Raw genomic sequence first — 25927 nt, forward strand, 5'->3', positions numbered from 1 at the left:
ACAGCCGGCGATTAGCCGAGAATGCCCAGAATGTCGGATTCTTTCATAATCAGCAGGTCTTCGCCGCCGATCTTGACTTCCGTACCGGACCACTTGCCAAACAGGATCAAATCGCCTGCCTTGACATCGAGCGGTACGAGCTTGCCGGCTTCGTCACGAGCGCCAGTGCCTACAGCGATGACTTCGCCTTCCTGTGGCTTTTCCTTGGCAGTATCCGGAATGATGATGCCGCCTGCAGTCTTTGCTTCGGATCTCGACGCGGCGTACAACGACGCGGTCATGAAGCGGGCGGAACTTGGTCTTGGCCATGGTTAGAACCCTTGATGTTGGTGTCAAAACGATGTCGCGGACGGCTGCGCCATCCCCGTTATTAGCACTCGCCATAGGTGAGTGCTAACTGCGGCCGGAGATAGTGGGATGGCGCTGAAGAGTCAAGGGAAAGCCGTGCGAAATTTTCATGACAGCAGTTTCAGGATAGCTGCCTTTCCGGGGCTAAGCCGTTCCGGAATTCAAGCGGCAGAGACGAAAAGCAGCCTCCCATAATCATCGAACAATCCAGCGCTCAAGCAAAGTGCGGGTGCCGGCTTTGATCGCTTTCCATTGCAGCAGCTTATCCTTTGCAAAGGAGCCCTGTACGGCGATTTTCAAATCTCTGAAATAGAAAGTGAATTCGCAACCTATGTTGAAGCAATCGAGACGTGTGTCCCCCTGCTTTTGATCAAGATTTACGTAGATTTCTGACCAAAAATCGAGAGCCGAGATCTCGGGTTAACTCGTTTTTGAAAGGGATGCGCTCCTTGTACATGTCCATGATGAATTCAATGCTTGAGAACGGAAATCCCGGTGCATCCTTGCCGTCTGGAATGGTTCGCACATACGGAACACGAACGAGATAGGACCCGCCTGGAGGATACCCTTCTTCAGGAGTCCATCCATTAGCATAGAATGCTTCTTTCTTCGAGGGAGCGAGGGTTGGCATCCAGAAGGCGAAGTCAAAACGATCCGGATAACAATTTACACGTTCCGGCGTTGGCCTGAAAAAAAGATAAGCATAGGGAATGTTGAAAGCCTGCGCCCCATCTTCCAAGCGGCGAAAAACGGGATATGTGGGGTCCATATTCTCTACTCTGAACCAGGCAGACTCGATGTCACCTTCAGGCTTGCACGGGTAGTCCTCGGCCATAGCGAACGTGCAAAAGGACGCGGTTCCGAACACGAACATGATCAGCATATACAGACGGGTGAACGTATTCTTCCGCATCAGATTCACCCAGAGGAAAGCCTAGTCTAAAACGATGAACGTCACGCGGCAATGCGACGTTCGTCGTAAGCTGGGTTCGGGCCTAATCTGCATTCTGCCAGGGGTGAAATTCTCCTTTGCTTTGCCGAATGTGGTAACGCATATTGAGCCTTTCGATTTTTGACCCATCGGTTACGTCGATTTCCTTAAGACGCTTATCCCGCGAAAACCAGCCGATCACGTTGTCATTTTCGTCAAAGCGGGGACGATAGCCATCAATATTATTAGGATCTCCGGCAAAACCGCCGCGCTCACCATTGATTCCATCAATTGCGCGATCAAGGATGTCAGATTTTATCTTTGCCGGCACCTGTGCGTTTAGCCCTTGAATTATCGCTTGGGCTGAATTTTCTGGATAGCGATCAAGTCTGAATTTTCTGACGGTATCAGCAAGGGCCTTGGCATTGACCGAAATGAACTTTTCATATTCGGCGGGGTATTTAGAAATACGGGAGCCCACCGTATCTCCTATTTCATTTGACAATGGTATATCCCAATAATTGAAAGCTCCGCCCCATCCTCCAATCGTTTGGTGCCCCCGTTCTTGGTCTGTTGCGGAGAGAGCATCTTTGGCAATGATTTCTTGCATGGATGGCAGCTTGCCATCCTGTAAAACGCTTCCCATGACATGCTCGCCAATAAGATTGGAGTTCGCCTGTATCTTCACAGGATCAAAAGGCATGCCATCAAAACGTAAGCCGTTTCGGGTTACGTTGCGAATAAAGAAACTGGCTTGGCTGTTCGGATCGTCGGCGTTGATTTCTCCCGCCTTGCGCAGCCAGAACTCCTGCGCTTCGAACTCTTTGCGGTCCATAATACTCAAACCAGGGTTCTGCAGACGATTTTGAACTTGCTGATGCAGATATTTATACGCTTCGACGTAGGCACCTTTTCCGCTGCCGATTTTGCTTCTGAGTTCGGCCTTCTGGCTTTCATTGAATTCAAGATTGCTGTGCTGTCCTCGACCGGAATATGAAGCAGGTTTGACACGACCGTTGTTGCTGCGCCGCTGAGCCGATGTAGCGTCTGTCTTGATCGGGTCAACAGATGGGCTCGATCGAAAAGAGCCGAACCTCCCGCCATCGGTCCATTGGCCGCCATCGGGATTACCCGCCGGTACACGCGGTTGGTTTGCGTCGTATTTGCGGGCGACCTCCTCCATTACGCGCAATCTCGACCGGTTAAAATCGAGGCCGAGCTCCACTTTGCGGATTTCCATGCGGGGATAGGTATTTGGCGGTGCCGACCGCATCAGCTTCAACCGCTCAGTCTCAGCGGTGACCATTGACCTGAGGTAAAGGATTTCGGAAATTTGGTAGGATGATAAGCCCATGAAATATTTTCCCGTTTAAAGGAAAATATTCCTATTGTGAGGTGAGCCTGTCAATTGGCAATTGGTCGTATGCGGGGTGTTCACCGATGGGCAATCCCGCTTGGTTTAGTCGTCGCCACTCTCCTCGCAGACGTGGTGCGCCATATCGACAAGCATATCGCTGACGTGTTTATCGGCCAGCTCGTAGAAAATCTGCTTGGCCTGCCGGTTGCCACGCACCAGACGCGCACCCCGTAAAAGCCGCAAATGATGGCTGACCAGCGATTGCGACAGGTCGAGGCTTGCTGCGATGTCGCCCACGGATCTTGGCGCCTCCAGGCAGAAAAACAGAATACGCAAACGCGTGGAATCGCCAAGCAGCCGGAATGTCTCGGCGAGGATCGTCGTCTCTGGCTGCGAGGGAAGGACCACCTTGCTCAATGCTTGTGGCCCTCGTGATTGTGGGCGTGAACACCGTGATCGTGGTCGCTGTGATCATGGTCCCCGTGGTCGTGGCTGTGCTCATGCTCGCCGTTGGAGTTCGTACCGAGACAGCAGTCGTCAGTGGCCATATCGGGCCAATCGATGGCGATCGTCGAATGCTCGATGTCGAATTTTTTCGCGAGTTCGGCCTCGACCGCCTTAACCAGAAGACGCGGGTCGGTATCGGCCTTTGGCAGCACATGCAATGTGGCGAGCGCCCTGCCTGACGTGATCATCCAGACGTGGACATGCCGCACATTGGCGATGCCAGGAATGGTCGTCTTCAAATACTGTTCAATTTCTTCCGGCGAAGCATTTGCCGGAGCGCCTTCGAGAAGGATGTGCATCGAATTTTGAAGAAGGGCCCAGGCACTGCGCAGGATCAGCAAGCAGACGAAGATCGACAGGATTGGATCGATGGGCGTCCAACTCGTATAATAAATGACGATCGCGGCAATGATGGTACCCACCGAACCGAGCAGGTCGCCCAGAACATGCAGCACAGCGCCCTTGATGTTGACATGCTCGCTATCGCCTCGAGTCAAGATCCAGAACACCGCTATATTGACGATCAATCCGATGGTCGCCACGATGAGCATGGGACCGGCCAGAACTTCGCCCGGATTGCGAAAACGATCGACAGCTTCGATGGTAATCCACACAAGTATGGCAAAGAGCGCGATCGCATTCATCAGTCCGGCGATGACTTCAAACCGCAAGTAACCGAAAGTGCGCCGCTCATCGGCAGCCCGCTTGCCAAAATGGAAGGCAGCATAGGCAAGGGCCAAGGCTGCCGCATCGGTTACCATGTGCCCGGCATCGGCAATCAGCGCCAGCGAGCCCGACAGAAGTCCGCCGATCACTTCAACGATCATGAAGGCAAAGGTAATAAAGAAGGCGATCAACACCTTACGCTGGTTGTCCGCCGTGATCTTCGGCGCGTGATCGTGACCTTCGTGCGAATGCGACATGGCTTGCTCTCGTTGCTAACAAACATATCAATACTTGTTCATATGTCTACTGTCAACGGCGGGCAGAGCATTTGATCCACCGGCGCCGGGGCCGGTGGATCGTGATCGGGGAGTGCCTATGCGGCGAGTCGTGGCTCGATCTCGGCGAGATCCACATGGCCGAGGAATTGGCCGCTTGTCACTGCTGGCTGACCATCCTCGATGGCGTGGGCAAAGATAACGCCCCTGTCTGTTTCAAGTTTCTGCAGGTAGCGCTGAAGCCCTGGATACTCGACCTTCAGATCGAAAAGCCTCAAGTCTTCGCCCCAGCGTGCGATGCCGATGAGGTAGGCATCGGCAATCGTCTTGCTGTCCCCGACAAGCCACTCGCGACCCTTCATATGCGTTTGCAGATAGGCGTAGCCTTCGGCAGCCTTTTCCCGGGCCAGGTCACGCAGTATTTTGATCGCCGGATCGCCATCCTTCAACTTGAACGCAACCCAGCCAGACGCAAAGGCGGAATGAAAGCTCGTGTGCAGATAGGCAAGCATCTGGTTGAGCCGGTCGGACTCTTTCGTTCCCTGCGCAAACCCCAGCTTGAGGCTCAGATCACGTGCCGCGATGTTTTGCAGAATGGCGAAGCTTTCGCTGAGCGGTTTGCCTTCCTCCAGAAGCAGAGCCGGCGTCTGCTGGTGGCTGTTGACGCGCCCATAAATATTGCTCTTCGTCTTGGCCAGCATGTCGATCCGGCTCAGGCGATAGGGCTGTCCCAGCCATTCCAGCGCAACAATCGATCCGAATGAGCAGCCATGCGGCACGCCATAAAACAGTACAGGTTCCATTTCCAATTTCCTTGATTTTGAGTTCACGAGCCGCGGTGAAATGGAACATGGCGATGGCGGTAACTATTGTAAAGAAGGCACAAAAATGTCATGATGGTACAAAATTTATACCAGCATCTAAAGATTGGACGAAAATGAAGGACACGGTTTCACACTGCCCCGTTGAAAACGCTATGCTCGTCCTTGCCGGACGCTGGCGCATCCTGTTGATCTATTATCTCCTGGAGGGGACCAAGCGATTCAGCGACCTTCGCCGCGACATGCCAAAGATATCCCAGCGCATGCTGACGCTGGATTTGCGTGCACTGGAGGCCGCTGGTTACGTCCGCCGCACCGTCTACCCTGAGGTTCCCGTGCGCGTTGAATACAGTCTCACCGAAGAGGGGCTGCGTTTGCGCTCGCTGGTCGATGTCCTTGGCGAATGCGGTGAGCGCCTGACCAGACATCGCGACGCAAAGGCAGCCTGAGCGCCTGTCCTCACCACAATCCCGCGTGACACGTTTGGCCCGATCGGTTAAGCGATTGCATCTCTGGGACTCGGAGCCAACACCACCCGCCTTCTGAAAGGATCGGCATGACCGACATGGTACATTTGCAGCGTCTCGACGCATTGATGGATCGTTATGACGTGCTTCTGTGCGATGTCTGGGGCGTCCTGCATAACGGTGTGGATTCATTCGCCGCTGCTTCCAGCGCCCTGTCGCGCGCGCGGCAGGCCGGTCTGACGGTGGTTCTCATCACCAATGCGCCGCGACCATTCGCTGGCGTTGCTCAGCAGATCCACGCACTCGGCGTGCCAGAAGCGTCCTATGATCGCATTGTCACATCCGGAGATGTAACGCGCGAACTGATCCGAAATGCGCCGCGCCAGATTTTCCACCTTGGGCCGGATCGTGATGAAACGTTGTATGACGGGCTTGATATCGAACTCGTCGAGGAGCGTGAAGCGGACGTTGTTGTCTGCACAGGCTTTTTCGACGATGAGACGGAGACACCCGAAGACTATGCTGAAATGCTGACGCGTCTTCGCTCGCGCAACCTGCCTTTCATCTGCGCCAATCCCGATATTGTCGTCGAGCGTGGAGATCGTCTCATCTGGTGCGCTGGCGCGCTTGCTCGCGACTATAGTCAGCTCGGCGGCCGCACGCTGATTGCCGGCAAACCGCACCGCCCGATTTACGAGGCGTCCGTTGCCGCCGCTGAAGCAGTACGCGGCAAACCTGTCGATCGTTCGCGTATTTTAGCTATCGGCGATGGCATGCTGACTGATATCAAAGGTGCCGACCAATTCGGCATCGATGCGCTCTATATATCCGGCGGTATTCATGCGGGGGACTATGTGATGGGCGGTGTCCATGATCTTGAGAAACTGCTGGCGTTTCTCGACAAGCATGGCAGTAATCCCGTCGCCACGATGCCCGCTTTGGCCTGAGGTATTATATGCCGATCTTGCGTCTGACTGATCCATCCCATCTGCCAGAGCATCTCAAGGATGCAGTCGTGGCGATCGGCAATTTTGATGGTGTGCATCGAGGACATCAGGCCGTTCTCGAACGCGCATTGGTAGCGGCGGATTCAGCAGGTAAACCTTCACTCGTCCTGACATTCGAGCCGCATCCGCGCAGCGTATTCGTCCCGGACCAACCGGTCGACCGGCTGACACCCGCCGCTGAAAAAGCTTTAATTCTGGAAGCGCTCGGGTTCGATGCGGTGGTTGAATGTCATTTCACCCGTGAGTTTTCTCAACTGACCGCGGATGTCTTCGTTGATCAGATTCTGGTCGGTGGCTTGGCGGCAAGCCGCATCGTTACCGGCTTCGATTTTCATTTCGGCAAAGGCCGCCAGGGTGGACCTGCCTTTCTAATGGACGCCGGCGAGAAACGCGGCTTTCACGTCACCCTGGTTGATGCTTTTCGCGATGAAGGCGGGCAGGCGATATCGTCGAGCCGCATCCGTGAGCTTTTTGGTGAAGGAGAGGTGGTGGAAGCTGCCGGTCTCCTCGGTTACCGTCACCGGATCAGGGCGGAAGTCGTTGCCGGCAAGCAGCTTGGCCGGACTATCGGTTTTCCGACGGCCAACATGATTTTGCCGCCCGAAACCCATTTGAAACATGGTATATACGCCGTACGCTTCCGTCGTGCGGACGGCACGCTTTACGACGGCGTTGCGAGTTTTGGCCGCAGACCGACAGTCGATACCGATGGCGAGCCGCTGCTCGAAACGTTCGTCTTCGACTTCAACGGCGATCTGTACGGTGAAATCTGTGCGGTGTCATTCTTTGGATATCTGCGCGGCGAGGAAAAGTTCGATGGCCTTGAGCCGATGATGCAGCAGATCAGGCGTGATGAGGAAGAAGCGCGAGCGCTTCTACAGGGCGTGAAGCCGCTTTCCGCTCTCGACCAGACGATCAACTTTGATTGAATTGGCAAATCGTTTACCAAAAGAATAAATCCAATTTTATCTATCTTTCAGTAGCTTCGCGCCAAAGCTTGCCGCCTCCCAGGCAAGATTCCGGAGTGATTTCATGTCCATTCGTCTTATTGGCGCTCTTTCGAGCGCAATAGTTTTTGCGGGCTCAGCAGCAGTCTTTGCCGATGAATATTACGCTGACAACCAGACAACCAGCAGCCCGCGCGGCGAGCATTGGTGGTCGGGTGACTGGTATCTGACGCTGGGGGCAAAAGGCTTCGTCGCGCCGCGTTACGAGGGCGCCAAGGACTATCTCCTGAGCGCCGCCCCAGTGATCTCGCTCGGTCGCGCCGGAAGTTCAGTTCGTTTCTCGTCACTCAACGACAATGCATCGTTGGGCTTCATCGATACCGGCGTTTTCCGTGCCGGTCTGACGGGTAAATTGATCACTGGCCGTGATGATGGTGATTCCGATGACCTCAAGGGCCTGAACGATGTCGACTGGGGCGTCGAGTTGGGTGGTTTTGCCGAGTTCTATCCGACGGACAATATTCGTGGCCGCGTTGACGTGCGCCGTGGCATTGGTGCACACGACGGTGTTGTTGCCGATGTGGCAATCGATGCCTTCCAGGACTTGACGCAGACCGTACGCGTGTCCGCCGGTCCCCGCGCAACGTTCGCCACAAAAGATTATTTCAAGGAATATTACGGGGTAAATGCCAGCGAGTCGGCGGCCTCCGGCCTCGCGCAATATTCGCCGGGTGGCGGTCTCAAATCGCTTGGGGTCGGTGGCCAGATCACCTGGCAGACGACCGAGAAGATCACCACCAGCGCCTATGCCGAATACAGCCGCTTGATGGGCTCGGCAGCAGACTCCAGCCTGGTGAAAGAACGCGGTTCTGCCAATCAAGCCACGTTTGGCGTCCAGGCAACCTATCGTTTCGATTTCTCGCTTTGAAGGACAGGACGGCAAACGTGAAGTTTATTGCGGCTGCCCCTTTATTCTCGCAGGCGTCGTTGCTAAAAGCGCGGTCATGAAAACCGTTTTCTGGACTTGCGTGCAGTCCATACCTATTCAGGCGATACGAATTACTGGCCCGGCCTTGCCGCATTCCTGAAGCTTCGGCTTTGCGGTGCGGAAGGTCCGGGGCGGCGCCGTTGCGCTTCATTGTGATTTCTTTAGATTCCCGCCTGCTGTGACCACGCGCGGGCCTTTATACAAGCTGGAAAAATGACCGATAAATCCACGACACTCGATTATTCGAAGACCCTTTATCTGCCGCAGACGGATTTCCCCATGCGCGCCGGCCTGCCCGCCAAGGAGCCGGAATTCGTTGCGCGCTGGCAGGAGATGAACCTCTACAAGAACCTGCGCGAGGACGCCCGGGAGCGCCCGCTTTATGTCCTGCATGACGGCCCCCCTATGCCAACGGCAACATCCATATCGGCCACGCGCTGAACAAGATCCTCAAGGATGTTATCACTCGCTCGTTCCAGATGCGCGGCTACAACTCCAATTACGTGCCGGGCTGGGATTGCCACGGTCTGCCGATCGAATGGAAGATCGAGGAGCAGTATCGCGCCAAGGGCAAGGACAAGGACGACGTTCCGATCAACGAGTTCCGCAAGGAATGCCGCGAATTCGCCACCAACTGGATCAAGGTCCAGTCGGCGGAGTTCAAACGGCTCGGCATCGAGGGCGATTTCGAAAACCCTTACACGACGATGGCTTTCCATGCGGAAAGCCGCATCGCCGGCGAACTGCTGAAATTCGCCATGTCCGGCCAGCTTTATCGCGGCTCCAAGCCGGTGATGTGGTCGGTGGTCGAGCGCACTGCTTTGGCCGAGGCCGAGGTTGAATATGCCGATATTGAAAGTGACACGATCTGGGTGAAGTTCCCGGTCGCGAAAGGACCGTCTGATTTATCATCGGCGCATGTCGTCATCTGGACGACCACGCCTTGGACCATCCCGGGCAACCGTGCCGTCAGCTACTCGCCGCGAGTCGCCTATGGCCTCTACGAGGTCGAGGCGGTCGAGAATGATTTCGGACCGCGTCCTGGCGAGAAACTGATCCTTGCTGATGCGCTTGCCGAGGAATCGGCGATGAAGGCCAAATTGACGTTCAAGCGTATCCGGACCGTCTCCGCCGATGAGCTCGCGGCGATCACTCTCCTCCATCCGTTTGAAGGTTTTGGCGGCGGCTACGAATTCGTGGTGCCCATGCTGGACGGCGATCACGTCACCGACGACGCGGGCACGGGCTTTGTGCATACCGCCCCCGGCCATGGCCGAGAGGACTTTGAAGCCTGGATGAATGCCGCGCGCGACCTCGAAGCACGTGGCATCTCTCCTGCAATCCCTTTCGCGGTTGACGATGCAGGCTACTACACCAAGGACGCGCCGGGCTTTGGTCCGGATCGAGAAGGCGGGGCTGCGCGTGTCATCGACGACAATGGCAAGAAGGGTGACGCGAACAAGGCTGTTATTGATGAACTAATCTCCCGAAATGCGCTCTTCGCGCGCGGCCGCCTGAAGCACTCCTATCCGCATTCCTGGCGCTCGAAGAAACCCGTTATCTTCCGCAACACGCCGCAATGGTTCGTATACATGGACAAGGATCTCGGCGACCGGACCACGTTGCGATCCCGGGCTCTTGCTGCCATCGACGAAACCCGTTTCGTGCCGGCCGGCGGCCAGAACCGCCTCCGCGCCATGATCGAAGACCGGCCGGATTGGGTGCTTTCACGTCAAAGGGCATGGGGCGTGCCGATCTGCGTTTTTGCCGATGAGAACGGCAATGTCCTGAAGGACGACGGTGTCAACGCTCGCATCCTCGAAGCGTTCGAGCAGGAGGGCGCCGATGCCTGGTTTGCCGAAGGCGCTCGTGAGCGCTTCCTCGGCGAGAAGGCGAATGAGCCGTGGACGCAGGTTCGCGACATTCTCGATGTCTGGTTCGATTCCGGCTCGACGCATGTCTTCACCCTGGAAGACCGGCCGGACCTGAAATGGCCAGCCGATGTCTATCTCGAAGGCTCGGACCAGCATCGCGGCTGGTTCCACTCTTCGCTGCTGGAAAGCTGCGGCACCCGCGGCCGTGCGCCCTACAACACCCTCGTCACCCATGGCTTCACCATGGACGAGGAGGGCCGTAAGATGTCGAAGTCGCTCGGCAATACCGTGACGCCGCAGGACGTCATCAAGGATTCCGGCGCGGATATTCTGCGTCTCTGGGTCATGACGACGGATTACTGGGAAGACCAGCGCCTTGGTAAGAACATCATCCAGACCAATATCGACGCTTACCGCAAGCTGCGTAACACCATCCGCTGGATGCTTGGCACGCTCGCTCATGACGAGGGCGACGAGATTGCCTATGCGGACATGCCGGAACTTGAAAAGCTGATGCTGCATCGTCTTGCGGAGCTCGATGAACTCGTGCGGTCCGGTTACGATACGTTCGAGTTCAAGCGCATCACCCGTGCCTTGATCGACTTCATGAATGTCGAACTCTCGGCGTTCTATTTCGACATCCGCAAGGACGCCCTTTATTGCGATGCGCCATCGAGCATCAAGCGCAAGGCAGCGCTGCAGGTTGTCCGCCACCTGTTTGACCGCATCGTCACATGGCTGGCGCCCATGCTGCCATTCACGACCGAGGAAGCATGGCTCGACCTGCACAAGGATGCCGTATCGGTGCATCTTGAGCAGTTCCGGGATACGCGACCAGAATGGAGGAATGACGAACTTGCTGCCAAATGGCGCAAGGTGCGCGACGTGCGCCGCGTCGTCACTGGCGCGCTCGAATTGGAGCGCGCTGACAAGCGTATCGGCTCGTCGCTGGAAGCGGCACCTGTCGTCTTCATCACCGATCCTGAGTTGCTGGCCGCGGTGAAGGACCTCGACATGGCCGAGATCTGCATCACCAGTGCGATCACAATCAAGGGCGAGACTGCTCCTGCGGACGCTTTCATCGCGGATGAAGTCAAAGGCGTTGCCGTGGTGCCCGAACGCGCAACAGGTACGAAATGCGCCCGTTCATGGCGTTATACCCATGATGTCGGGTCGGACGCAGCCTATCCTGATGTTTCGGCCCGCGACGCCGCCGCATTGCGCGAACTGGCCAAACTCGGAAAGCTGGTGGCTTGAAAAAGAGATGCGGATCGTGATTTCCCGTAATCCGCATCTTTCTTGACAATAACTTTCACTGGCTTGCTTAAACTAGTTGGCCTCATGTAAAAGGATTGCCATTGAACTGCCTGATTTTAGAGGCAGGGCATAGATCAAGCAAATTTGATCAGCAGGCAATCTGCTCAAGGCTCGGGTTGGAAGTGGCAAGCATGGATTTGAACGGACGCATTACGGTTTTCGGTGCATTGATCGCGTCGCTGGCGCTTGGCGGCTGCGTTTCTTCGCCGACCTATGGCACGGATAAGACTGCCGGTGGCCAGTTGCTGGATGACGTTTCTAACCTCGCATCGTTTGGACCGAAAAAGCGCAATCAGATCGCCTACAACCCGCGTCCGGAACTGGTCCGTCCTGCCGAGGGCAAAGCGGCGCAATTGCCCGCTCCGCAGGCTGCTGTCGATACGGCGGGCAACCCAAACTGGCCTGAGTCGCCTGAGGCACGCCGTAAACGGATCCGCGACACGGCAACGGCAAATCAGAACAATCCGAACTTCACGCCTGAAGTCGAGAATGACATGCCGCTTGCCAAGGCGGATGCGGATAAATCCGATTATGGTTTCTTCGGTGACAAGGTGCCAAAGGTTGTACCTCACGGGCAAACGGACCAAAGCGCCGAGTTTCGTGCGCGCAAGCTTGCCTCGACCGCAGGGTCGCCCACGACACGCCGCTATTTAAGTGAACCGCCGCTGGAATACCGCGCGCCCGCGGCCACCGCTGCTGCCGATGATCTTGGTGAGGACGAAGCCAAGAAAGAGCGCGAGCGCAAGGCAGCTGCCCGCAAGGACAAGGGCTTCAGCTGGCGCAACCTTATTCCTTGGGAGTAAGGCCGTCCCACCCATCTGGTCTAGAATGCGCGCGGCGCCCTGCAAGGGCTTCCGAATAAAGTTTACACGAGTAAAGTATAAAACCAGCGCATGCTTATTTTCTGTCATATGGTGACTACAAAAACACGAATCGTGACGCCATAGGCAAATAAAGCGGCTGAATCCAACAAGTCAGAATTGCGTTCCATTTCTCACTTTGAGCGACTTTTTCTAGTGCAGATTGCAGAAAATATTTTGGTTGCATTTGGGCGATCGAGAGGTTGATTGATCATCGCCGCAGCAATGATCGCAATCCAGATAAATTAATCATTTCAAATAGTTATAAACAATCAATATCAATTGGCTTTGGCGGTTTCCTGCGACGGTAACACATCCCTCAATTGCCTATTCATTTTCATACAACGCTACCAAGGTCTAATTGACTTGGCTTTTTTGACCAGACTACACGGATTATACTCTACAAATTGAAGTCTATTTCGTGATGCCAATTAATCGGACTTTTATTTCCCAAGGAAGTAATTTTGAGCATTTCTCCAGCGGCTTTCATCAAAATGCATGGGTGCCTTTGACAACCTGACGTTGCCATCTCGGGAAGCAAGCATGTTCAGCTTTAGCGCTCGCCGCCATGGGGCAAGCGGCTTTTGCGCAGCAGATCACTGTAGGCGGCGACGTATTCTCCAATAATGCGCTGGTGACAGATCCCAACCCCGCAAGCGAGTGGGATGCAAAGACGAATTTTATCATAGGCAATACCAGCACCGGCACGTTGACGGTAGAAGGTGGCGGTTCTGTCAAACACACGGAACTGGCGGTTATCGGCAACGAGGCGGGCAGCTTCGGAACGGTGACTGTGACAGGCCCGGATTCAAAGTGGTCTGAGGAAGGGAGTTCAGACAGTATAGGACTGATGGTCGGCCTAAATGGCAAGGGCGGGCTTCTCATCGAAGCTGGCGGTGTTGTCGAACTTGCTGGACGCGCGGCGATTGGCCAGCAGATGGGTAGCAACGGAGCAATTATCGTGTCGGGCCCGGGTTCGTCACTATTGGCCAATGGTTCGGCGCGTAACACTCACTTTGGTTTGACTGTGGGGGAATTTGGCAGCGGAAATCTGATCATTGAGAAAGGCGGCACGGTAAAGAGCATGGGAAGCTCTCAGATTGGAACAGAAAATGGGGGTATTGGAACAGTTCGTGTCAGTGGTCCCGGTTCGTCCTGGGAGACAACAGACGGTGCGATGGCGGTTGGCAGTGGTAGAGGTGGGGTTGGCACCCTGATTATCGAAAATGGCGCAAGCGTGAGTGTAGAGTATTTTTCTGCCATCGGCTTTTCCAATGTGACCTCCCCAGTACGGGTGTAGTGGAAGTAAACGGTTCAAAATCCGTCTGGAAAACGGGCACTGGCCTTGATATCGCTGTAGGAGGGACAGCTCGATTGACGATCACCGACGGCGGGTTTGTCGATAATGCCGGGGAGACATATGTCGGGGGTAGGGGCACTGTCACAGTGGACGGGTCCGGGTCAGGATTTAATACGGGCACTGATATGAAACTCGGCGGCTCGCTTGACATTACGAATGGCGGTCTTGTCAGCGTTGGCGCGTCATCTGAGATTGGTATGACAGCGAGTGAAGCGGGCATCGCCAGCGTCAGCGGAGCGGGCTCAAAATGGACAACTGGAACTGTACTGACAGTTGGCGAGAACGGCAGTGGCACGCTCAATATCAGCAACGGCGGCGTGGTCACCAGCCAATCGTCTGTAATACCGGGTCAGTCCGGTTCAACCGGCACGGTCAATGTCAGCGGAGAGGGTGCCCAATGGAACACGGAAAGTGTTCTGACTGTCGGTGACGCCGGCACCGGCACGCTCAATATCAGCAATGGCGGCGTGGTCAACAGCCAATCGACGATCCTTGCGATCACAAACGCCAGCTCCATCAATATTGGCGAGGGCGGCACCTTCAATACCGACCTTCTAACCTTCAGCGATGGTGCCGGGACGCTCAATTTCGATACGAAAGCCGATTATGCCTTCGCAACCGACATGGAAGGTGCAGGCAATGTGAACATTCAATCCGGCCATGTCGATCTGATTGGCGACAGCGGCAATTTCAGCGGCAGGACGCAGGTCTTCGATAAAAGTGTTCTCTCCGTCAATGGTGTCCTTGGCGGCACGCTTCGATGTGCTGGGCGGCGGGGTACTCGGTGGCATCGGCACTGTGGGTTCTACGACGATTGAAGATCTGGCGGCGTTGGCGCCGGGCAACTCTATCGGTACGATCCATGTCAAGGGCGATCTCACCTTCAACTCCGGATCGACCTATCGGGTTGAAACCAGCGCCGGCGGCACCGGTGACAAGACGGAGATTTCCGGTGTGGCGACGCTGAATGGCGCGCATGTACAGGTTGAAGCCGATAGCGGCAATTGGCAGCCGACGACGACCTACACGATCCTCACGGCTTCCGGGGGTGTGGCGGGGCATTTTAGCGGCGTTGAAACGAACCGCTACTTTCTTAAGCCGGAGATTGGCTACCCGGACGCCAATACCGTCATCCTGTTCCTGAAGCAGGATGAACTCCCGATTGACGGGAATTCTGAGCTGGTCGAAAATTTGCAGAAACTGGATAAGGAAAAGGGACCACGCACCGTTGCGCAGGTGCAAGGCGGGATTCATCCTTCGCTCTCCGGTGTGCTGCTCGATGACAGCCGCTTCATCAACGAGGCGGTCAACAACAGGGTGCGCTCGGCTTTTGGGGTTTCGTCCGCGCCCTTGCCCGTGCTGGCCTTCGGGCCGGACGGCGCGGACCTGCAGGCCGCCACGACCGATCGTTTCGCGCTGTGGGCGCAAGGTTTTGGCTCGTGGGAAGACAAGAAGAGCGACGAGGCCTTTACCGGTCTTGATCGTTCCATCGGCGGCATATTTGCCGGCGGCGATGCGGCGATTGGCGATCATGCCCGCCTCGGCCTCGTTGGCGGCTACAGCCACACGAAGCTCGATGAACCGGATCTCGCCGCTTCGGCCTCGGTGGACAGTTATTATCTTGGTGTCTATGGCGGCGCGCAGTTGGGCGCGTTTAATCTGCGCTCCGGCTCCAGCTATACCTGGCACGATATCGGCATCGATCGCCAGGTACAATTCACCAACACGCGCGAGTATCTCGCCGCAGACTATCATACGGCAACCGCACAAGCCTTTGCCGAGGCCGGTTACAATATCAAGACGGCCAAGGTCGATTTTGAACCCTTCGCCGGTCTCGCCTATGCCAATCTGCGATCCGGCGGCTTCAGCGAGACGGGCGGAACGGCGGCACTATCGGGTGCGGTATCCAACAATGATGTGACCTACACCACGCTCGGCCTGCACGCATCGACAGAACTATCATTTGGTTTTGCCGATACCAGGCTGCGGGGCACGGCCGCATGGCGTCATGCCTACGGCGATATCACACCTGTTTCCACGAGCGCCTCTGCTGGAGCCAATATCTTTGACATCTCCGGTCTGCCCATCGCGCGCGACGCGGCATTGCTGGCGGCGGGGTTCGACATGGACATAGCTCAAAATACGACGATTGGCCTGTCCTATCAGGGGCAGATCGCCAGCAGGGTTCAGGACCACGGTTTGAGGGCCAACCTCAATGTGAGGTTCTGAATCAGTTTAACAGGCAGTATGTGCCCGGATATGCAGGTCGCGTGGCAGGCTTGCTGCTATTGCAGAAGTACAACCAACTACATCAAAATGCATAGATTGTGATGACACTAATACTATAGTATTATCCCCATGCTTGAATTGGGGGCGCTCTGTTCTCTGGCATTGGCTGTTTTTCACTGCCAAGGCAAAGATGAGCGAAATTCACCATGGTGGCGGTTTTGATGTGGTTTCTGTTCCGGTGACGCGATCACTGGCGGACAAGATCAATAGGGGTATTTGGAAAAAATACCTGCTTCTTATCCTGCTCACTATCGGCCTCGCGGAGGTGCGGGATAACGCCATTGCGCAAGAGGTTGTGGTCAGCGGCGACGTGCTTACCGACCCTGATGCCGGCGTGGGCGTCAAACCGAACCCATGGAATGCCGGATATGTCCTTTACGTAGGAGCGTCGCAACAGGGCGCGTTATCCATCAGCAATGGTGGTATTGTCTTCCTGGGAACGGACAATCCCACCGGGTCATTCAAACATTCCCGCATCGGCGTATTCTCCGGAAGCGTCGGCGATGTCATTGTGACGGGAGAGGGTTCCACTTTCAATTTTGGGAATCTTCTTGTCGTCGGCGAAAGCGGGACAGGCTCGTTGACAATCGAGAATGGTGCCAGGGTGGTCAATGACGGTATCGCCATTGATGGCTCTGTTCCCCGATCGGCGATAGGGCTCAGTCCGGGCGGCATAGGCGTCGTTCGCGTTGCAGGAACGGATTCATTCTGGGCCCCCGGCGAACGCCTGTTGGTTGGGCAAGGCGGAACCGGCACGTTGGGGATCGCCGCCGGCGGTACCGTTCAAAGTTCCGTTGCAGTTGCAATCGGAAGGCTGGCAGGAGGTGATGGGACAGTCACCGTTCAAGGGACAGATGCGCTGCTGGATACAGGCCAGAACCTGTTTGTGGGGCTGGGTGGCACAGGCTCCATGACTGTGGCGAATGGTGGTTCCGTCCGCAGTGCCGGAATCACGGAAATCGGCGGGGGAGAAGGTCTTGCCTCTCAGAGCATCCTCCCGGGGGCAGGAACCGGCACTGTTGTCGTAACCGGAAGCGGTTCGATCCTTGCGGCCGGCGATGTGCTCAACGTCGGTTCGCGGGGCAATGGGACGTTGACGGTCGGCGAAGGCGCTGTGGTAAGCAGCGGATCGATCGGTATCGCCCTGCAACAGGCTGCAAACGGTACCATCAATCTCGAAGGTGGCACCTTGCAGGCTGATACCATCGCCTTCGGGCAAGGCACCGGCGCGATCAATTTCAATCACAATCAGATCTCGTACGTGTTCTCGCCTGGTATGAGCGGTGCCGGAACGTTGAATATGGCCTCCGGCAGGACAATCCTGACCGGCAACAGCGGTGGCTTTACCGGTAGCACCCATGTCATGGGTGGCCAACTCATCGTCAACGGTACGCTTGGCGGGGTGATCGATATTGGCGCTGGCACCTTGCTGGGCGGCAACGGCACACTAGGCTCCACGGCGATCGGCGATGGCGGTGTGCTCTCGCCGGGCAACTCCATCGGCACAATCAGCGTTAATGGCGATCTCACGTCCAATCAAGGATCGGTCTATCGCGTGGAGGTCGATCCGGCTGGCAGCAACGACAAGACACTCGTCTCCGGAGTTGCCGCCCTCGCCGGACATGTTGATGTCATCGCGTCAACAGGAAAATGGCGCTTTCAGACGGACTACACCATTCTTTCCGCTATGGGGGGTTTGAATGGCACTCGGTTCACGGATGTCTCGTCCAATCTACAATTCCTTGATCCCACGCTGACCTATGACCCGAACAACGTCATGCTGACTTTGCGCCGCAACAATATTGCCATTTCGGATCTGGCGGAAACGCCCAATCAGCGGAATGCCGCGCAGTCCATTGACGATTTTATCGCGAACAATCCGGCTGGGGATCATCCTCTGGTCCAGAACATGTTGGGACTCGATGCTGCAACTGCGCCTTTGACTATTGCCCAGCTTCCGGGCGAGATCCATGTCTCCATAACAAGTGTGCTGCTCGATGACAGCCGGTTCATCAGGGATGCCGAGAATAATCGGCTGCGTGCCGCGTTCGGTGGTGTTGCCGCGCCGGCAATACCAATACTGGCTTACGGTCCGGCCGGCACCGAACCCGATGCCGTAGCAACTGATCAGTTTGCTGTATGGGGACAGGGCTTCGGTTCATGGGCAGACTGGGACAGCAACGATAATGTACCAGGTGTGGACCGATCCCTGGGCGGTCTTCTGATCGGCGGCGACGCTCCCATCGGGGATAATGGGCGGCTAGGTATTCTCGCAGGCTATAGTTACGCCAGTATCGATGAAACCAGCCTTGATGCCTCCTCCTCGATCGATAGTATCCATCTTGGCATCTACGGTGGCGCAGAATTCGGCGCGCTAAGTCTGCGGTCCGGCGCAGGCTATACGTGGCACGATATCAGCACTGATCGGTTGGTTCAGTTCACGGGATCGCGGGAGCGTCTAACGGCAGACTATGATGGCGGAACGGCCCAGATTTTCGGCGAATTGGGCTATCGGATCAAGGCCGGGAGTGTCGACCTCGAACCTTTCGCCAATCTGTCCTATGCCAATCTCCACCTCGACGGCTTTGCTGAAGAGGGCGGCTCTGCCGTACTTTCGGCCAGCTCCTCAAACACCGACATAACATTCAGCACGCTCGGGCTGCGTGCATCGACGCAGCTGCCAATAGGGTCGATGGAAGCGACGATGCGCGGTATGATTGGTTGGCGCCATGCTTATGGCGATATCACACCGCTATCGCGCCTTGCTTTTACGGGAATGAATGCGTTCGAAATTTCTGGACTCCCGATAGCGCGCGATGCGGCGCTGCTCGAAGTGGGATTCGATGTCGATCTCGCATCGGCTACAACCTTCAGCCTGTACTACCAGGGACAGGTTGCCAGCGAGGTTCAGGACCATGGCGTGCGGGCCGATCTGACCGTACGATTCTAGTCTGAACCACCTCGTCCAAAAAATTGAACGGACAGATGCCTCGGTCCATTGTTTTCCTCTATAAGGATAATGCGTCGCTTCCATCCTTCCAATCGAGGACCGCAACAATTGTTCATCCTGCGCTTTCTTGGACTGATCCTGCTTGTCCTGCTGACGTTGTTTGGTTTCCTCTGGGGCGGATTTGCGCTCTGGTACCAATTGCCATTTGGTGTTGCCGGAAATATTGGCTGTCTTATTCTCTGGGCAGCTGCCGGCTTCGCGGTGCTGTGGCTTGAATTCAAGGGACGCCCGCGCCGTGCGCTGATCGTCTTGATCCCATTGATGATTGGCCTTGGATACTGGTGGAGTACGATCACGCCGTCCCTGAACCGTATCTGGGCTGAAGATGTAGCGCAGACCGTGACCGGTACGCTCAACGGCAACTATGTGACGTTGTCCAATGTGCGCAATTTCGAATGGCGGACGCCGGCGGATTTCACGCCGCGCTGGGAGGTCCGTACCTATGATCTTCAGGATCTGGCATCGGTCGATGTGTTTCTGTCCTATTGGTCCAATCCTGCCATTGCCCATACATTGGTCAGCTTCGGCTTCAACAATGGCGATCACGTTGTTTTTTCGGCGGAAATCCGCAAGGAACGGCACGAGCAATTTTCGGAAATTGGTGGTTTCTTCAAGGAGTTCGAACTGGCCATGATCGCTGCCGACGAGCGCGACATCGTTCGCCTGCGCACCAATATCCGCAAGGAAGACGTCTATCGCTACCGCATCAACCTCAAGCCGGAGACCCGCCAGGCGCTGTTTCTGTCCTACCTCAACAATGCCAACCAACTGGCCACGACTGCAAAATTCTACAACACGATAACGGCCAACTGCACGAGCGTAATTTTCGACATGGTGCGTGCGATAACGCCGGATATTCCGCTCGACTATCGTATTGTCCTGTCGGGCTATCTGCCGGGCTACCTTTACGACCTTGGCGCCATCGACCGGCAGCGGCCGCTGGTCGAGGTGATCAAATCAGCCCTGATCAACCAGCGCGCCCTGGATGCCGATAATGATCCGGATTTCTCTGCGAAAATCCGCGTTGAAAACTAGAGTCTTTTGGTGCGGAAGAATTCCTTGAGAATGACTTCCGCCTCCTGCTCCTTGAATCCGGAATAGACTTCCGGCGCATGCAGACAGGTGGGCTGCGCGTAAAACCGAGCCCCGTTTTCCACCCCGCCGCCCTTGATATCTTGCGCGCCGTAGTAGAGCCGCCTGATGCGGGCGAACGAGATCGCGGCGGCACACATGGTGCATGGCTCGAGCGTCACATAGAGATCGCACCCGGTAAGGCGTTCATTGTCGAGAATCTGGCAGGCTTCGCGAATAACAATAATTTCCGCATGAGCGGTGGGATCGTTCAACTCGCGCGTACGGTTTCCCGCGCTGGCAAGGATGGTTCCATCCTTGACCAGAGCGGCACCGATGGGCACTTCGCCACGCGCTGCGGCGCCATGCGCTTCAGTCAAAGCCACACTCATTGGGTCAGTTTTTTGGTTCACGCCGTCTCATTGTCCAGAATTTACTCGCAAGAGCACGTCATAGCTGGTAGTGAGCCCTGCTGAAAGGCAAACATTCCATGACAAGTTCAAATGACGACAAAAAGGGCGGGAAACGCCCCTTTGAAAAGCGCAGCTTCGACAAGAAGGACGGCGGCGGCAGCCATTTCGGTTCCAAGGGGCCACGCAAGTTCGATGATGCAGCTCCCGCAAAGCGCGGTTTTGTAGCACGCACATCGCATGACCAAGCACCTGTCGAAGAAGGTGAGCGAATTGCCAAGCGTCTGGCCCGTGCCGGCATAGCTTCGCGGCGCGAGGCCGAAACCATGATTGCCGCCGGCCGTGTCTCCGTAAATGGCAAGCGGTTGGAAAGCCCCGCCATCAATGTTCTGCGCACCGATCGCATCGAAGTGGATGGCAAGCCGCTGCCGGAAAAGGAGCGTACCCGGCTGTGGCTCTATCATAAGCCTGCGGGCTTGGTGACGACGAACCGCGACCCGGAAGGGCGCCAGACGGTCTTTGAATCGTTGCCCAAGGATATGCCGCGCGTTCTGTCCGTTGGCCGCCTCGATATTAATACTGAGGGCCTTTTGCTTCTGACCAATGATGGGGGACTTTCCCGCGCGCTGGAGTTGCCTTCCACCGGCTGGCTCCGCCGTTACCGCGTTCGCGCGCATGGCAGCGTCACCCAGGAAAAGCTCGATACATTAAAAGACGGCATCGCTGTCGATGGCGTCTTCTACGGCGCAATCGAAGCGGCGGCTGGAGCGCGAACAAGGCTCGAATGTCTGGATCATGGTTGGGCTGCGCGAGGGCAAGAACCGGGAAGTCAAAAATGTGCTCGGCGCACTTGGACTTTCGGTCAATCGCCTGATCCGCATATCCTATGGGCCGTTCCAGCTTGGCGACCTTCCGGAAGGCTCCGTACGGGAAATGAACGGTCGCACCTTGCGCGACCAGCTCGGCGAACGGCTGATCGAAGAGTCGGGTGCGGATTTCGATGCACCGATCATCAATGTGTTTTCAAACGAAGCTGTGAAAGGCGAGGCCGTGCAGCAGCCATCTGCAGAAGCACGCGAACGTCCTGTGCGCCGCTCGTCCGAATGGATTTCAAGCGCGCCTGTGGCTAAGAAGCGCCCGCCGCGCAAATCCAAAGATGAACAGCGGGAAGAGAATCTTTCGCGCTGGACGACGGCCCCTACGGACCGACCGGCAGCACCGCGCGCGAGCCGTGATGACCGGCCAGCAAGGGGAGCTCGCGACGAGCGGCCAGCCCGGCCACCCCGCGACGGTGAACAAAAGCCACGCGGCGGCGTCGCATCGAAAGCGGATCGCGAGCGCAAGGAGGACGAGGCACTTGCTCCGCGTAAATCCCGCTCGGCCAATGTTTGGATGGCGCCCGGCGCCCGTCCCATGGGTGCGGCGCGTGCCAAAGCTGTGGAATCGCGTAACCAGCGCAATCGTTCGGAGGGCGCGAGTCCCGACAAGCCAAAGCGTTTCGGTGAAGGCGCGGCGCGCCCAGCCCGTTCTCCCAGTGAACGCTCGGCCGGGGATCGCCCCCGGGAAGATCGCGACAGGCCAAGAACGGACCGTCCTGCCGGTGGATTTGCCGGCGGCGACAAGCCGCGCAGCTATTCTCCGCGCCCGCCGCGCGGTGATGATGACGGGGCAGAGCGTCCGAAGCGGGCTTTCGGATCGAACCGACCCGAAGGTACACGCGAAGACACGCGTCCCGCTCGCCCGCCACGCGTAGGCAAGAGAGAACGTGCCGAATTGAAAGAGCGCGAAGCTCGGGGCGACAAACCAGCCCAGTCTGAGCGGCCAAACCGTTCAGAACGTCCCTACGGCGCCAGCGGCAAGCCGACGCGTGCTCCTGGCCGTCAGGATGGCAAGGGCGGCGACCGGCCTTATGGTGGCCCGAAAAGTGCAGCACCTCGTAGCGGCTCACCACGTGGTGGCTCCGGCGGTGGTGCGGGTCGCCCGCCACGCGGCAACAAGCCTAAATCTTAAGGGCATGCTCTGATGCGGATTGTCGGCGGAAAATTTCGCGGGCGCGCTTTGGCGACGCCAGGCTCCAACGCGATCCGGCCGACGACCGACCGGACGCGTGAAAGCCTCTTCAACATTCTGGTACACAATTATCCGGAAAAATTTGAATCGACTCGCGTTCTCGATCTTTTCGCCGGGACGGGTGCGCTTGGTCTTGAAGCCCTGTCACGCGGTGCACGCTATGGCGTTTTCATCGAGGAATCGACAGAAGGGCGTGGGCTGATCCGCACCAATGTCGAAACATTTGGCCTGCTCGGCAACACCAAGATTTTCCGTCGCGACGCGACCAAGCTTGGAGATGCGGGAACCATTGAGCCGTTTGATCTGGTTTTCGCCGATCCGCCCTATGGCAGGGGCTTTGGCGAAATGGCATTCAAATCCGCGCTTGACGGCGGCTGGCTCAATCCCGACACACTTCTGGTGCTTGAAGAAGAGGCCGAGGCGATGGTCGATCTCGATCCGCGATTCCGCATTGTTGAGGAGCGTCCCTACGGCGGAACGGTTATAAGGCTTGTCACATTGAAGTCGTAAAGACCGCGATTGTATCGTCATCCTGAAACAGAACTGGATAGATCTGAATGTCCTTTGCTCCGAGCCGCGCGATTGCGGCATTTGTCTTGATCGGCGCCCTTACAGCCCCGGCTTCCTTTCTTGCGGCAAGAGCAGAAACATTAGCCACAGCGCCGGTAACAGCCGACAAGGCTGATGAGGACGACGTTTCATCTTTTCGTTTGGAAAATGGCCTTGAAGTCGTGGTGATCCCCGATCATCGCGCGCCGGTGGTCACGCATATGCTATGGTATCATGTCGGATCCGCGGATGAGGAACCGGGCAAGTCCGGCATTGCCCATTTTTTCGAACACCTGATGTTCAAGGCCACCAAGACCTATCCCGCCGGGGAATTCTCGCGCAAGGTTGCCGAGATCGGTGGTCAGGAAAATGCGTTCACTTCCTATGACTACACCGCGTTCTACCAGCAGGTCGCGCCGCAAGCGCTTGAAATGGTCATGACCTATGAGGCGGACCGCATGGAAAACCTCATACTCAATGAGGACGTGGTCAAGACGGAGCGCGATGTCGTGCTGGAGGAACGCCGCTCGCGCATAGATGGCGATCCGGGAGCCCTTCTCGCGGAAGAGGTCAATGCAACGCTTTATCAGAACCACCCTTACAGGATGCCAGTGATTGGTTGGCTGCATGAAATGGAGCAACTCAACCTCAAGGATGCGCTGGCATTCTATGAAAAATACTATACGCCCAACAATGCCACGTTGGTTGTCTCGGGTGACGTCGATCTTGATACGGTCAAGGCTCTGACGGAAAAGACCTATGGCAAGGTACCGCGCCGGGCGGATCCCGGCGCGCGCGTGCGTCCGCAAGAGCCGGAACAGAACACCAAACGGACGGTTTCCATGGCCGATCCGCGCGTGTCGCAGCCCAGTTTCCAGAAAATGTGGCTCGTGCCGTCCTATACGAGTGCAAGACCTGGCGAAGCAGAGGCGCTTGATCTCTTGAGTGAGGTGCTCGGCGGTTCGTCTCGCAGCCGGATCTATCAGGCGCTGGTCGTACAGGATGGATTCGCCGCCAGCGCCGGTGCCTATTATCAGGGCGGATCGCTTGATGACGGAAGTTTCGGTATCTATGGTTCCCCGCGCGGTTCCGCCACGCTAACTGATGTCGAGGCCGGCATCGACGCGCAAATCGCCAGAATCATCAAGGACGGCATTACTGCTGACGAACTTGAAAAGGCACGCAACCGCTTTCTCAAGAGCATGATCTTTGCCCGTGACAGCCAGTCGAGTATGGCCCGTATCTATGGTTCCACGCTCTCTACCGGGCAAACCATAAAGGACATCCAGGAATGGCCGGACCGGATCCGCGCGGTGAAAGTTCAGGACATTCAGGATGTTGCGAAGCGCTATCTCGTCGATGGCCGCTCAGTCACCAGCTATCTGATGCCCGAGGAAGGCAAGCCTGACCAGAAGGTTGAGGCAGAGACACCTGCGGCCGGAGAAACACAATTGCCGGAACCGCCGGCGCAGGGAGTCGTTCAATGACCGCACCAATGTTTAGGCGACTTGCTGCCACGCTGTTGTTGATGCTTTTTGCAGTTTCGCCGGGCCACGCCGTTGAAATCAAGGAAGTCGTCTCGCCCAAAGGCATCCGGGCCTGGCTGGTGCAGGATGATTTCGTGCCTCTGATCTCTATGCGCTTTTCGTTCAAGGGGGGCTCTTCGCAAGATCCGAAAGGCAAGGAAGGTCTCGCCAATTTGATGACCGGGCTTTTTGATGAAGGCGCAGGAGATCTGGATTCGGACACGTTTCAGGCGAAGCTCGACGACGTCGGGACTGAAATGGGATTCAACGCCGATGATGACCGCATCACCGGCTCTATTCGCATGCTTGCTGACAAACGTGACACCGCCGTCGATCTTCTTGCAGTTGCGGTCAACGAGCCTCGTTTCGATCAGGCACCCATCGATCGGATCCGCCAGCAGGTGGTTGCCGGGATAAAGGCATCCGAACGTGATCCGAATACGATTGCCGGACGCAAATTCGCCGAAGCCCTCTATGGTGATCATCCCTATGCGCGCCAATCCGACGGCACGGAGCAGAGTCTGACCACGATAACCCGTGACGATCTGGTTGCCTTCCACAAGCGCAACTTTGCGCGGGATAACCTGATCGTCGGCGTGGTCGGCTCGATCAGTCCAGAAGATTTGGCCCCGCTTCTCGACAAGGTTTTCGGCGATCTGCCTGCGAAAGCCGAGCTCCAGCCGGTAAGCGACGCCAAACTCGGTTTTGGTCAGACGACGCGCGTCGACTATGCTCTGCCGCAGACTTCGATTTCCATGGTCTATCCGGGTATACGCCGCCAGGATCCGGATTTCTTCCCTGCCTACATCATGAACCACATTCTGGGCGGCGGCACATTCTCTTCGCGCATCTACAATGAAGTACGGGAAAAGCGCGGCCTTGCCTATTCGGCGGGTTCAAACCTGGTCAATCGCGACCACATGGCGGCCCTCATGATATCGACCGCCACGAGGGCAGATCGTGCCAACGAAACCCTGCAGATCCTGAAAACGGAAATCGCCAAGATGGCAAAGGACGGCCCCACGGAAGAGGAACTGGTCGAGGCCAAGAAATATCTGGTTGGTTCCTATGCGGTGAACAATCTTGACTCGTCGTCGGCAGTTGCCAGCACGCTGCTTGGCCTGCAGGATGAAAACCTTGGACGGGACTACATAGACAAGCGCGCGGACCTGATCAACGCAGTGACGCTGGATGAGGTGAAGACAGTGGCAAGGAAACTTCTTGATACAGATCCGGCCGTTTTGATCGTCGGACCGCCGCAATCCTGATTGAGTAAA

General features: G+C 56.6%; 19 protein-coding genes and 4 pseudogenes. 16 read left to right on the forward strand and 7 right to left on the reverse strand.

Features of this window, described 5'->3' with window-relative positions:
* Positions 1-11: 11 nt before the first annotated feature.
* From groES to N8E89_RS11260, 6 genes and pseudogenes are all read right to left on the reverse strand, one after another.
* A pseudogene (groES, locus tag N8E89_RS11235) lies at positions 12-309 on the reverse strand (co-chaperone GroES).
* 409 nt (positions 310-718) lie between these two features.
* Positions 719-1261, reverse strand: a complete 543-nt coding sequence (locus N8E89_RS11240) for a hypothetical protein (RefSeq protein WP_262259912.1) — start codon at positions 1259-1261, stop codon at positions 719-721.
* A gap of 82 nt (positions 1262-1343) precedes the next feature.
* Positions 1344-2633 carry a hypothetical protein gene (locus tag N8E89_RS11245; protein ID WP_106664353.1) on the reverse strand — a complete coding sequence of 430 codons (1290 nt, stop codon included), beginning with the start codon at positions 2631-2633 and terminating at the stop codon, positions 1344-1346.
* Positions 2634-2738: 105 nt separating this feature from the next.
* Positions 2739-3053: an ArsR/SmtB family transcription factor gene (locus N8E89_RS11250; RefSeq protein WP_106664352.1), complete on the reverse strand. Its 315-nt coding sequence runs from the start codon at positions 3051-3053 to the stop codon at positions 2739-2741.
* Positions 3050-4066 carry a cation diffusion facilitator family transporter gene (locus tag N8E89_RS11255; RefSeq protein ID WP_112760003.1) on the reverse strand — a complete coding sequence of 339 codons (1017 nt, stop codon included), beginning with the start codon at positions 4064-4066 and terminating at the stop codon, positions 3050-3052. Before N8E89_RS11255 ends, N8E89_RS11250 begins: the two co-directional genes overlap by 4 nt.
* A 116-nt stretch (positions 4067-4182) precedes the next feature.
* Positions 4183-4887, reverse strand: coding sequence for a glutathione S-transferase family protein (locus N8E89_RS11260; protein WP_106664350.1), 705 nt, complete (start codon positions 4885-4887; stop codon positions 4183-4185).
* 134 nt (positions 4888-5021) lie between these two features.
* Between N8E89_RS11260 and N8E89_RS11265 the strand changes: the two genes are divergently transcribed.
* The 12 genes and pseudogenes from N8E89_RS11265 to N8E89_RS11315 all read left to right on the forward strand — a co-directional run bounded on the left by N8E89_RS11265 (position 5022) and on the right by N8E89_RS11315 (position 20059).
* Positions 5022-5354, forward strand: a complete 333-nt coding sequence (locus N8E89_RS11265; RefSeq protein WP_106664593.1) for a winged helix-turn-helix transcriptional regulator — start codon at positions 5022-5024, stop codon at positions 5352-5354.
* Between the two features lie 116 nt (positions 5355-5470).
* Positions 5471-6319 (forward strand): TIGR01459 family HAD-type hydrolase, encoded by an 849-nt coding sequence (locus N8E89_RS11270; protein WP_106664592.1) that lies wholly within the window; start codon positions 5471-5473, stop codon positions 6317-6319.
* Between the two features lie 8 nt (positions 6320-6327).
* Positions 6328-7308 (forward strand): bifunctional riboflavin kinase/FAD synthetase, encoded by a 981-nt coding sequence (locus N8E89_RS11275; RefSeq protein ID WP_106664349.1) that lies wholly within the window; start codon positions 6328-6330, stop codon positions 7306-7308.
* A 103-nt stretch (positions 7309-7411) separates the two neighbouring features.
* A complete protein-coding gene (locus tag N8E89_RS11280) occupies positions 7412-8254 on the forward strand; it encodes a MipA/OmpV family protein (RefSeq protein WP_106664348.1) in 843 nt (280 codons plus the stop codon).
* 273 nt (positions 8255-8527) lie between these two features.
* A pseudogene (ileS, locus tag N8E89_RS11285) lies at positions 8528-11445 on the forward strand (isoleucine--tRNA ligase).
* Positions 11446-11636: 191 nt separating this feature from the next.
* On the forward strand, positions 11637-12308 hold the full coding sequence (locus tag N8E89_RS11290) for a hypothetical protein (RefSeq protein ID WP_106664346.1): 672 nt from the start codon (positions 11637-11639) through the stop codon (positions 12306-12308).
* Positions 12309-12933: 625 nt separating this feature from the next.
* On the forward strand, positions 12934-13665 hold the full coding sequence (locus N8E89_RS11295; RefSeq protein WP_262259917.1) for a hypothetical protein: 732 nt from the start codon (positions 12934-12936) through the stop codon (positions 13663-13665).
* Positions 13665-13715: pseudogene (locus tag N8E89_RS29305) on the forward strand (hypothetical protein); the annotation flags it as partial. The gene N8E89_RS11295 and the pseudogene N8E89_RS29305, both read left to right, overlap by 1 nt.
* Positions 13716-13739: 24 nt before the next feature.
* Positions 13740-14543, forward strand: a complete 804-nt coding sequence (locus N8E89_RS11300; protein WP_262259928.1) for a hypothetical protein — start codon at positions 13740-13742, stop codon at positions 14541-14543.
* A complete protein-coding gene (locus tag N8E89_RS11305) occupies positions 14470-15954 on the forward strand; it encodes an autotransporter outer membrane beta-barrel domain-containing protein (protein WP_262259929.1) in 1485 nt (494 codons plus the stop codon). The genes N8E89_RS11300 and N8E89_RS11305 overlap by 74 nt, the downstream gene beginning before the upstream one ends.
* Before the next feature lie 190 nt (positions 15955-16144).
* On the forward strand, positions 16145-18964 hold the full coding sequence (locus N8E89_RS11310) for an autotransporter outer membrane beta-barrel domain-containing protein (protein ID WP_162707114.1): 2820 nt from the start codon (positions 16145-16147) through the stop codon (positions 18962-18964).
* A 69-nt stretch (positions 18965-19033) separates the two neighbouring features.
* Positions 19034-20059: an Lnb N-terminal periplasmic domain-containing protein gene (locus N8E89_RS11315; RefSeq protein ID WP_106664342.1), complete on the forward strand. Its 1026-nt coding sequence runs from the start codon at positions 19034-19036 to the stop codon at positions 20057-20059.
* On the opposite strand, the gene N8E89_RS11320 is transcribed toward N8E89_RS11315, so the two are convergent.
* A complete protein-coding gene (locus tag N8E89_RS11320) occupies positions 20056-20487 on the reverse strand; it encodes a nucleoside deaminase (protein ID WP_106664341.1) in 432 nt (143 codons plus the stop codon). The genes N8E89_RS11315 and N8E89_RS11320 overlap by 4 nt on opposite strands.
* A gap of 98 nt (positions 20488-20585) precedes the next feature.
* Here N8E89_RS11320 and N8E89_RS11325 point away from each other — a divergent pair.
* The 4 genes and pseudogenes from N8E89_RS11325 (at position 20586) to N8E89_RS11340 (ending at position 25918) form a co-directional block, all read left to right on the forward strand.
* Positions 20586-22515 (forward strand): annotated as a pseudogene (locus tag N8E89_RS11325) (pseudouridine synthase).
* Positions 22516-22527: 12 nt separating this feature from the next.
* Positions 22528-23085, forward strand: coding sequence for a 16S rRNA (guanine(966)-N(2))-methyltransferase RsmD (gene rsmD / locus N8E89_RS11330; RefSeq protein ID WP_106664339.1), 558 nt, complete (start codon positions 22528-22530; stop codon positions 23083-23085).
* A gap of 47 nt (positions 23086-23132) precedes the next feature.
* Positions 23133-24611: a M16 family metallopeptidase gene (locus tag N8E89_RS11335; RefSeq protein ID WP_106664338.1), complete on the forward strand. Its 1479-nt coding sequence runs from the start codon at positions 23133-23135 to the stop codon at positions 24609-24611.
* Positions 24608-25918, forward strand: a complete 1311-nt coding sequence (locus tag N8E89_RS11340) for a M16 family metallopeptidase (protein ID WP_106664337.1) — start codon at positions 24608-24610, stop codon at positions 25916-25918. The genes N8E89_RS11335 and N8E89_RS11340 overlap by 4 nt, the downstream gene beginning before the upstream one ends.
* Positions 25919-25927: the final 9 nt, after the last annotated feature.

Source organism: Phyllobacterium sp. A18/5-2 (assembly GCF_025452215.1).
Classification (GTDB): domain Bacteria; phylum Pseudomonadota; class Alphaproteobacteria; order Rhizobiales; family Rhizobiaceae; genus Phyllobacterium; species Phyllobacterium sophorae.

Coding starts and splice junctions, on each gene's coding strand:
- N8E89_RS11315 (WP_106664342.1), top strand. CDS start 19,034: ATGCGTCGCTTCCATCCTTCCAATCGAGGACCGCAACAATTGTTCATC.
- N8E89_RS11280 (WP_106664348.1), top strand. CDS start 7,412: ATGTCCATTCGTCTTATTGGCGCTCTTTCGAGCGCAATAGTTTTTGCG.
- N8E89_RS11335 (WP_106664338.1), top strand. CDS start 23,133: ATGTCCTTTGCTCCGAGCCGCGCGATTGCGGCATTTGTCTTGATCGGC.
- N8E89_RS11270 (WP_106664592.1), top strand. CDS start 5,471: ATGGTACATTTGCAGCGTCTCGACGCATTGATGGATCGTTATGACGTG.
- N8E89_RS11310 (WP_162707114.1), top strand. CDS start 16,145: ATGAGCGAAATTCACCATGGTGGCGGTTTTGATGTGGTTTCTGTTCCG.
- N8E89_RS11260 (WP_106664350.1), bottom strand. CDS start 4,887: ATGGAACCTGTACTGTTTTATGGCGTGCCGCATGGCTGCTCATTCGGA.
- rsmD (WP_106664339.1), top strand. CDS start 22,528: ATGCGGATTGTCGGCGGAAAATTTCGCGGGCGCGCTTTGGCGACGCCA.
- N8E89_RS11295 (WP_262259917.1), top strand. CDS start 12,934: ATGGGGCAAGCGGCTTTTGCGCAGCAGATCACTGTAGGCGGCGACGTA.
- N8E89_RS11275 (WP_106664349.1), top strand. CDS start 6,328: ATGCCGATCTTGCGTCTGACTGATCCATCCCATCTGCCAGAGCATCTC.
- N8E89_RS11265 (WP_106664593.1), top strand. CDS start 5,022: ATGAAGGACACGGTTTCACACTGCCCCGTTGAAAACGCTATGCTCGTC.
- N8E89_RS11290 (WP_106664346.1), top strand. CDS start 11,637: ATGGATTTGAACGGACGCATTACGGTTTTCGGTGCATTGATCGCGTCG.
- N8E89_RS11255 (WP_112760003.1), bottom strand. CDS start 4,066: ATGTCGCATTCGCACGAAGGTCACGATCACGCGCCGAAGATCACGGCG.
- N8E89_RS11340 (WP_106664337.1), top strand. CDS start 24,608: ATGACCGCACCAATGTTTAGGCGACTTGCTGCCACGCTGTTGTTGATG.
- N8E89_RS11320 (WP_106664341.1), bottom strand. CDS start 20,487: ATGAGTGTGGCTTTGACTGAAGCGCATGGCGCCGCAGCGCGTGGCGAA.
- N8E89_RS11245 (WP_106664353.1), bottom strand. CDS start 2,633: ATGGGCTTATCATCCTACCAAATTTCCGAAATCCTTTACCTCAGGTCA.
- N8E89_RS11240 (WP_262259912.1), bottom strand. CDS start 1,261: ATGCGGAAGAATACGTTCACCCGTCTGTATATGCTGATCATGTTCGTG.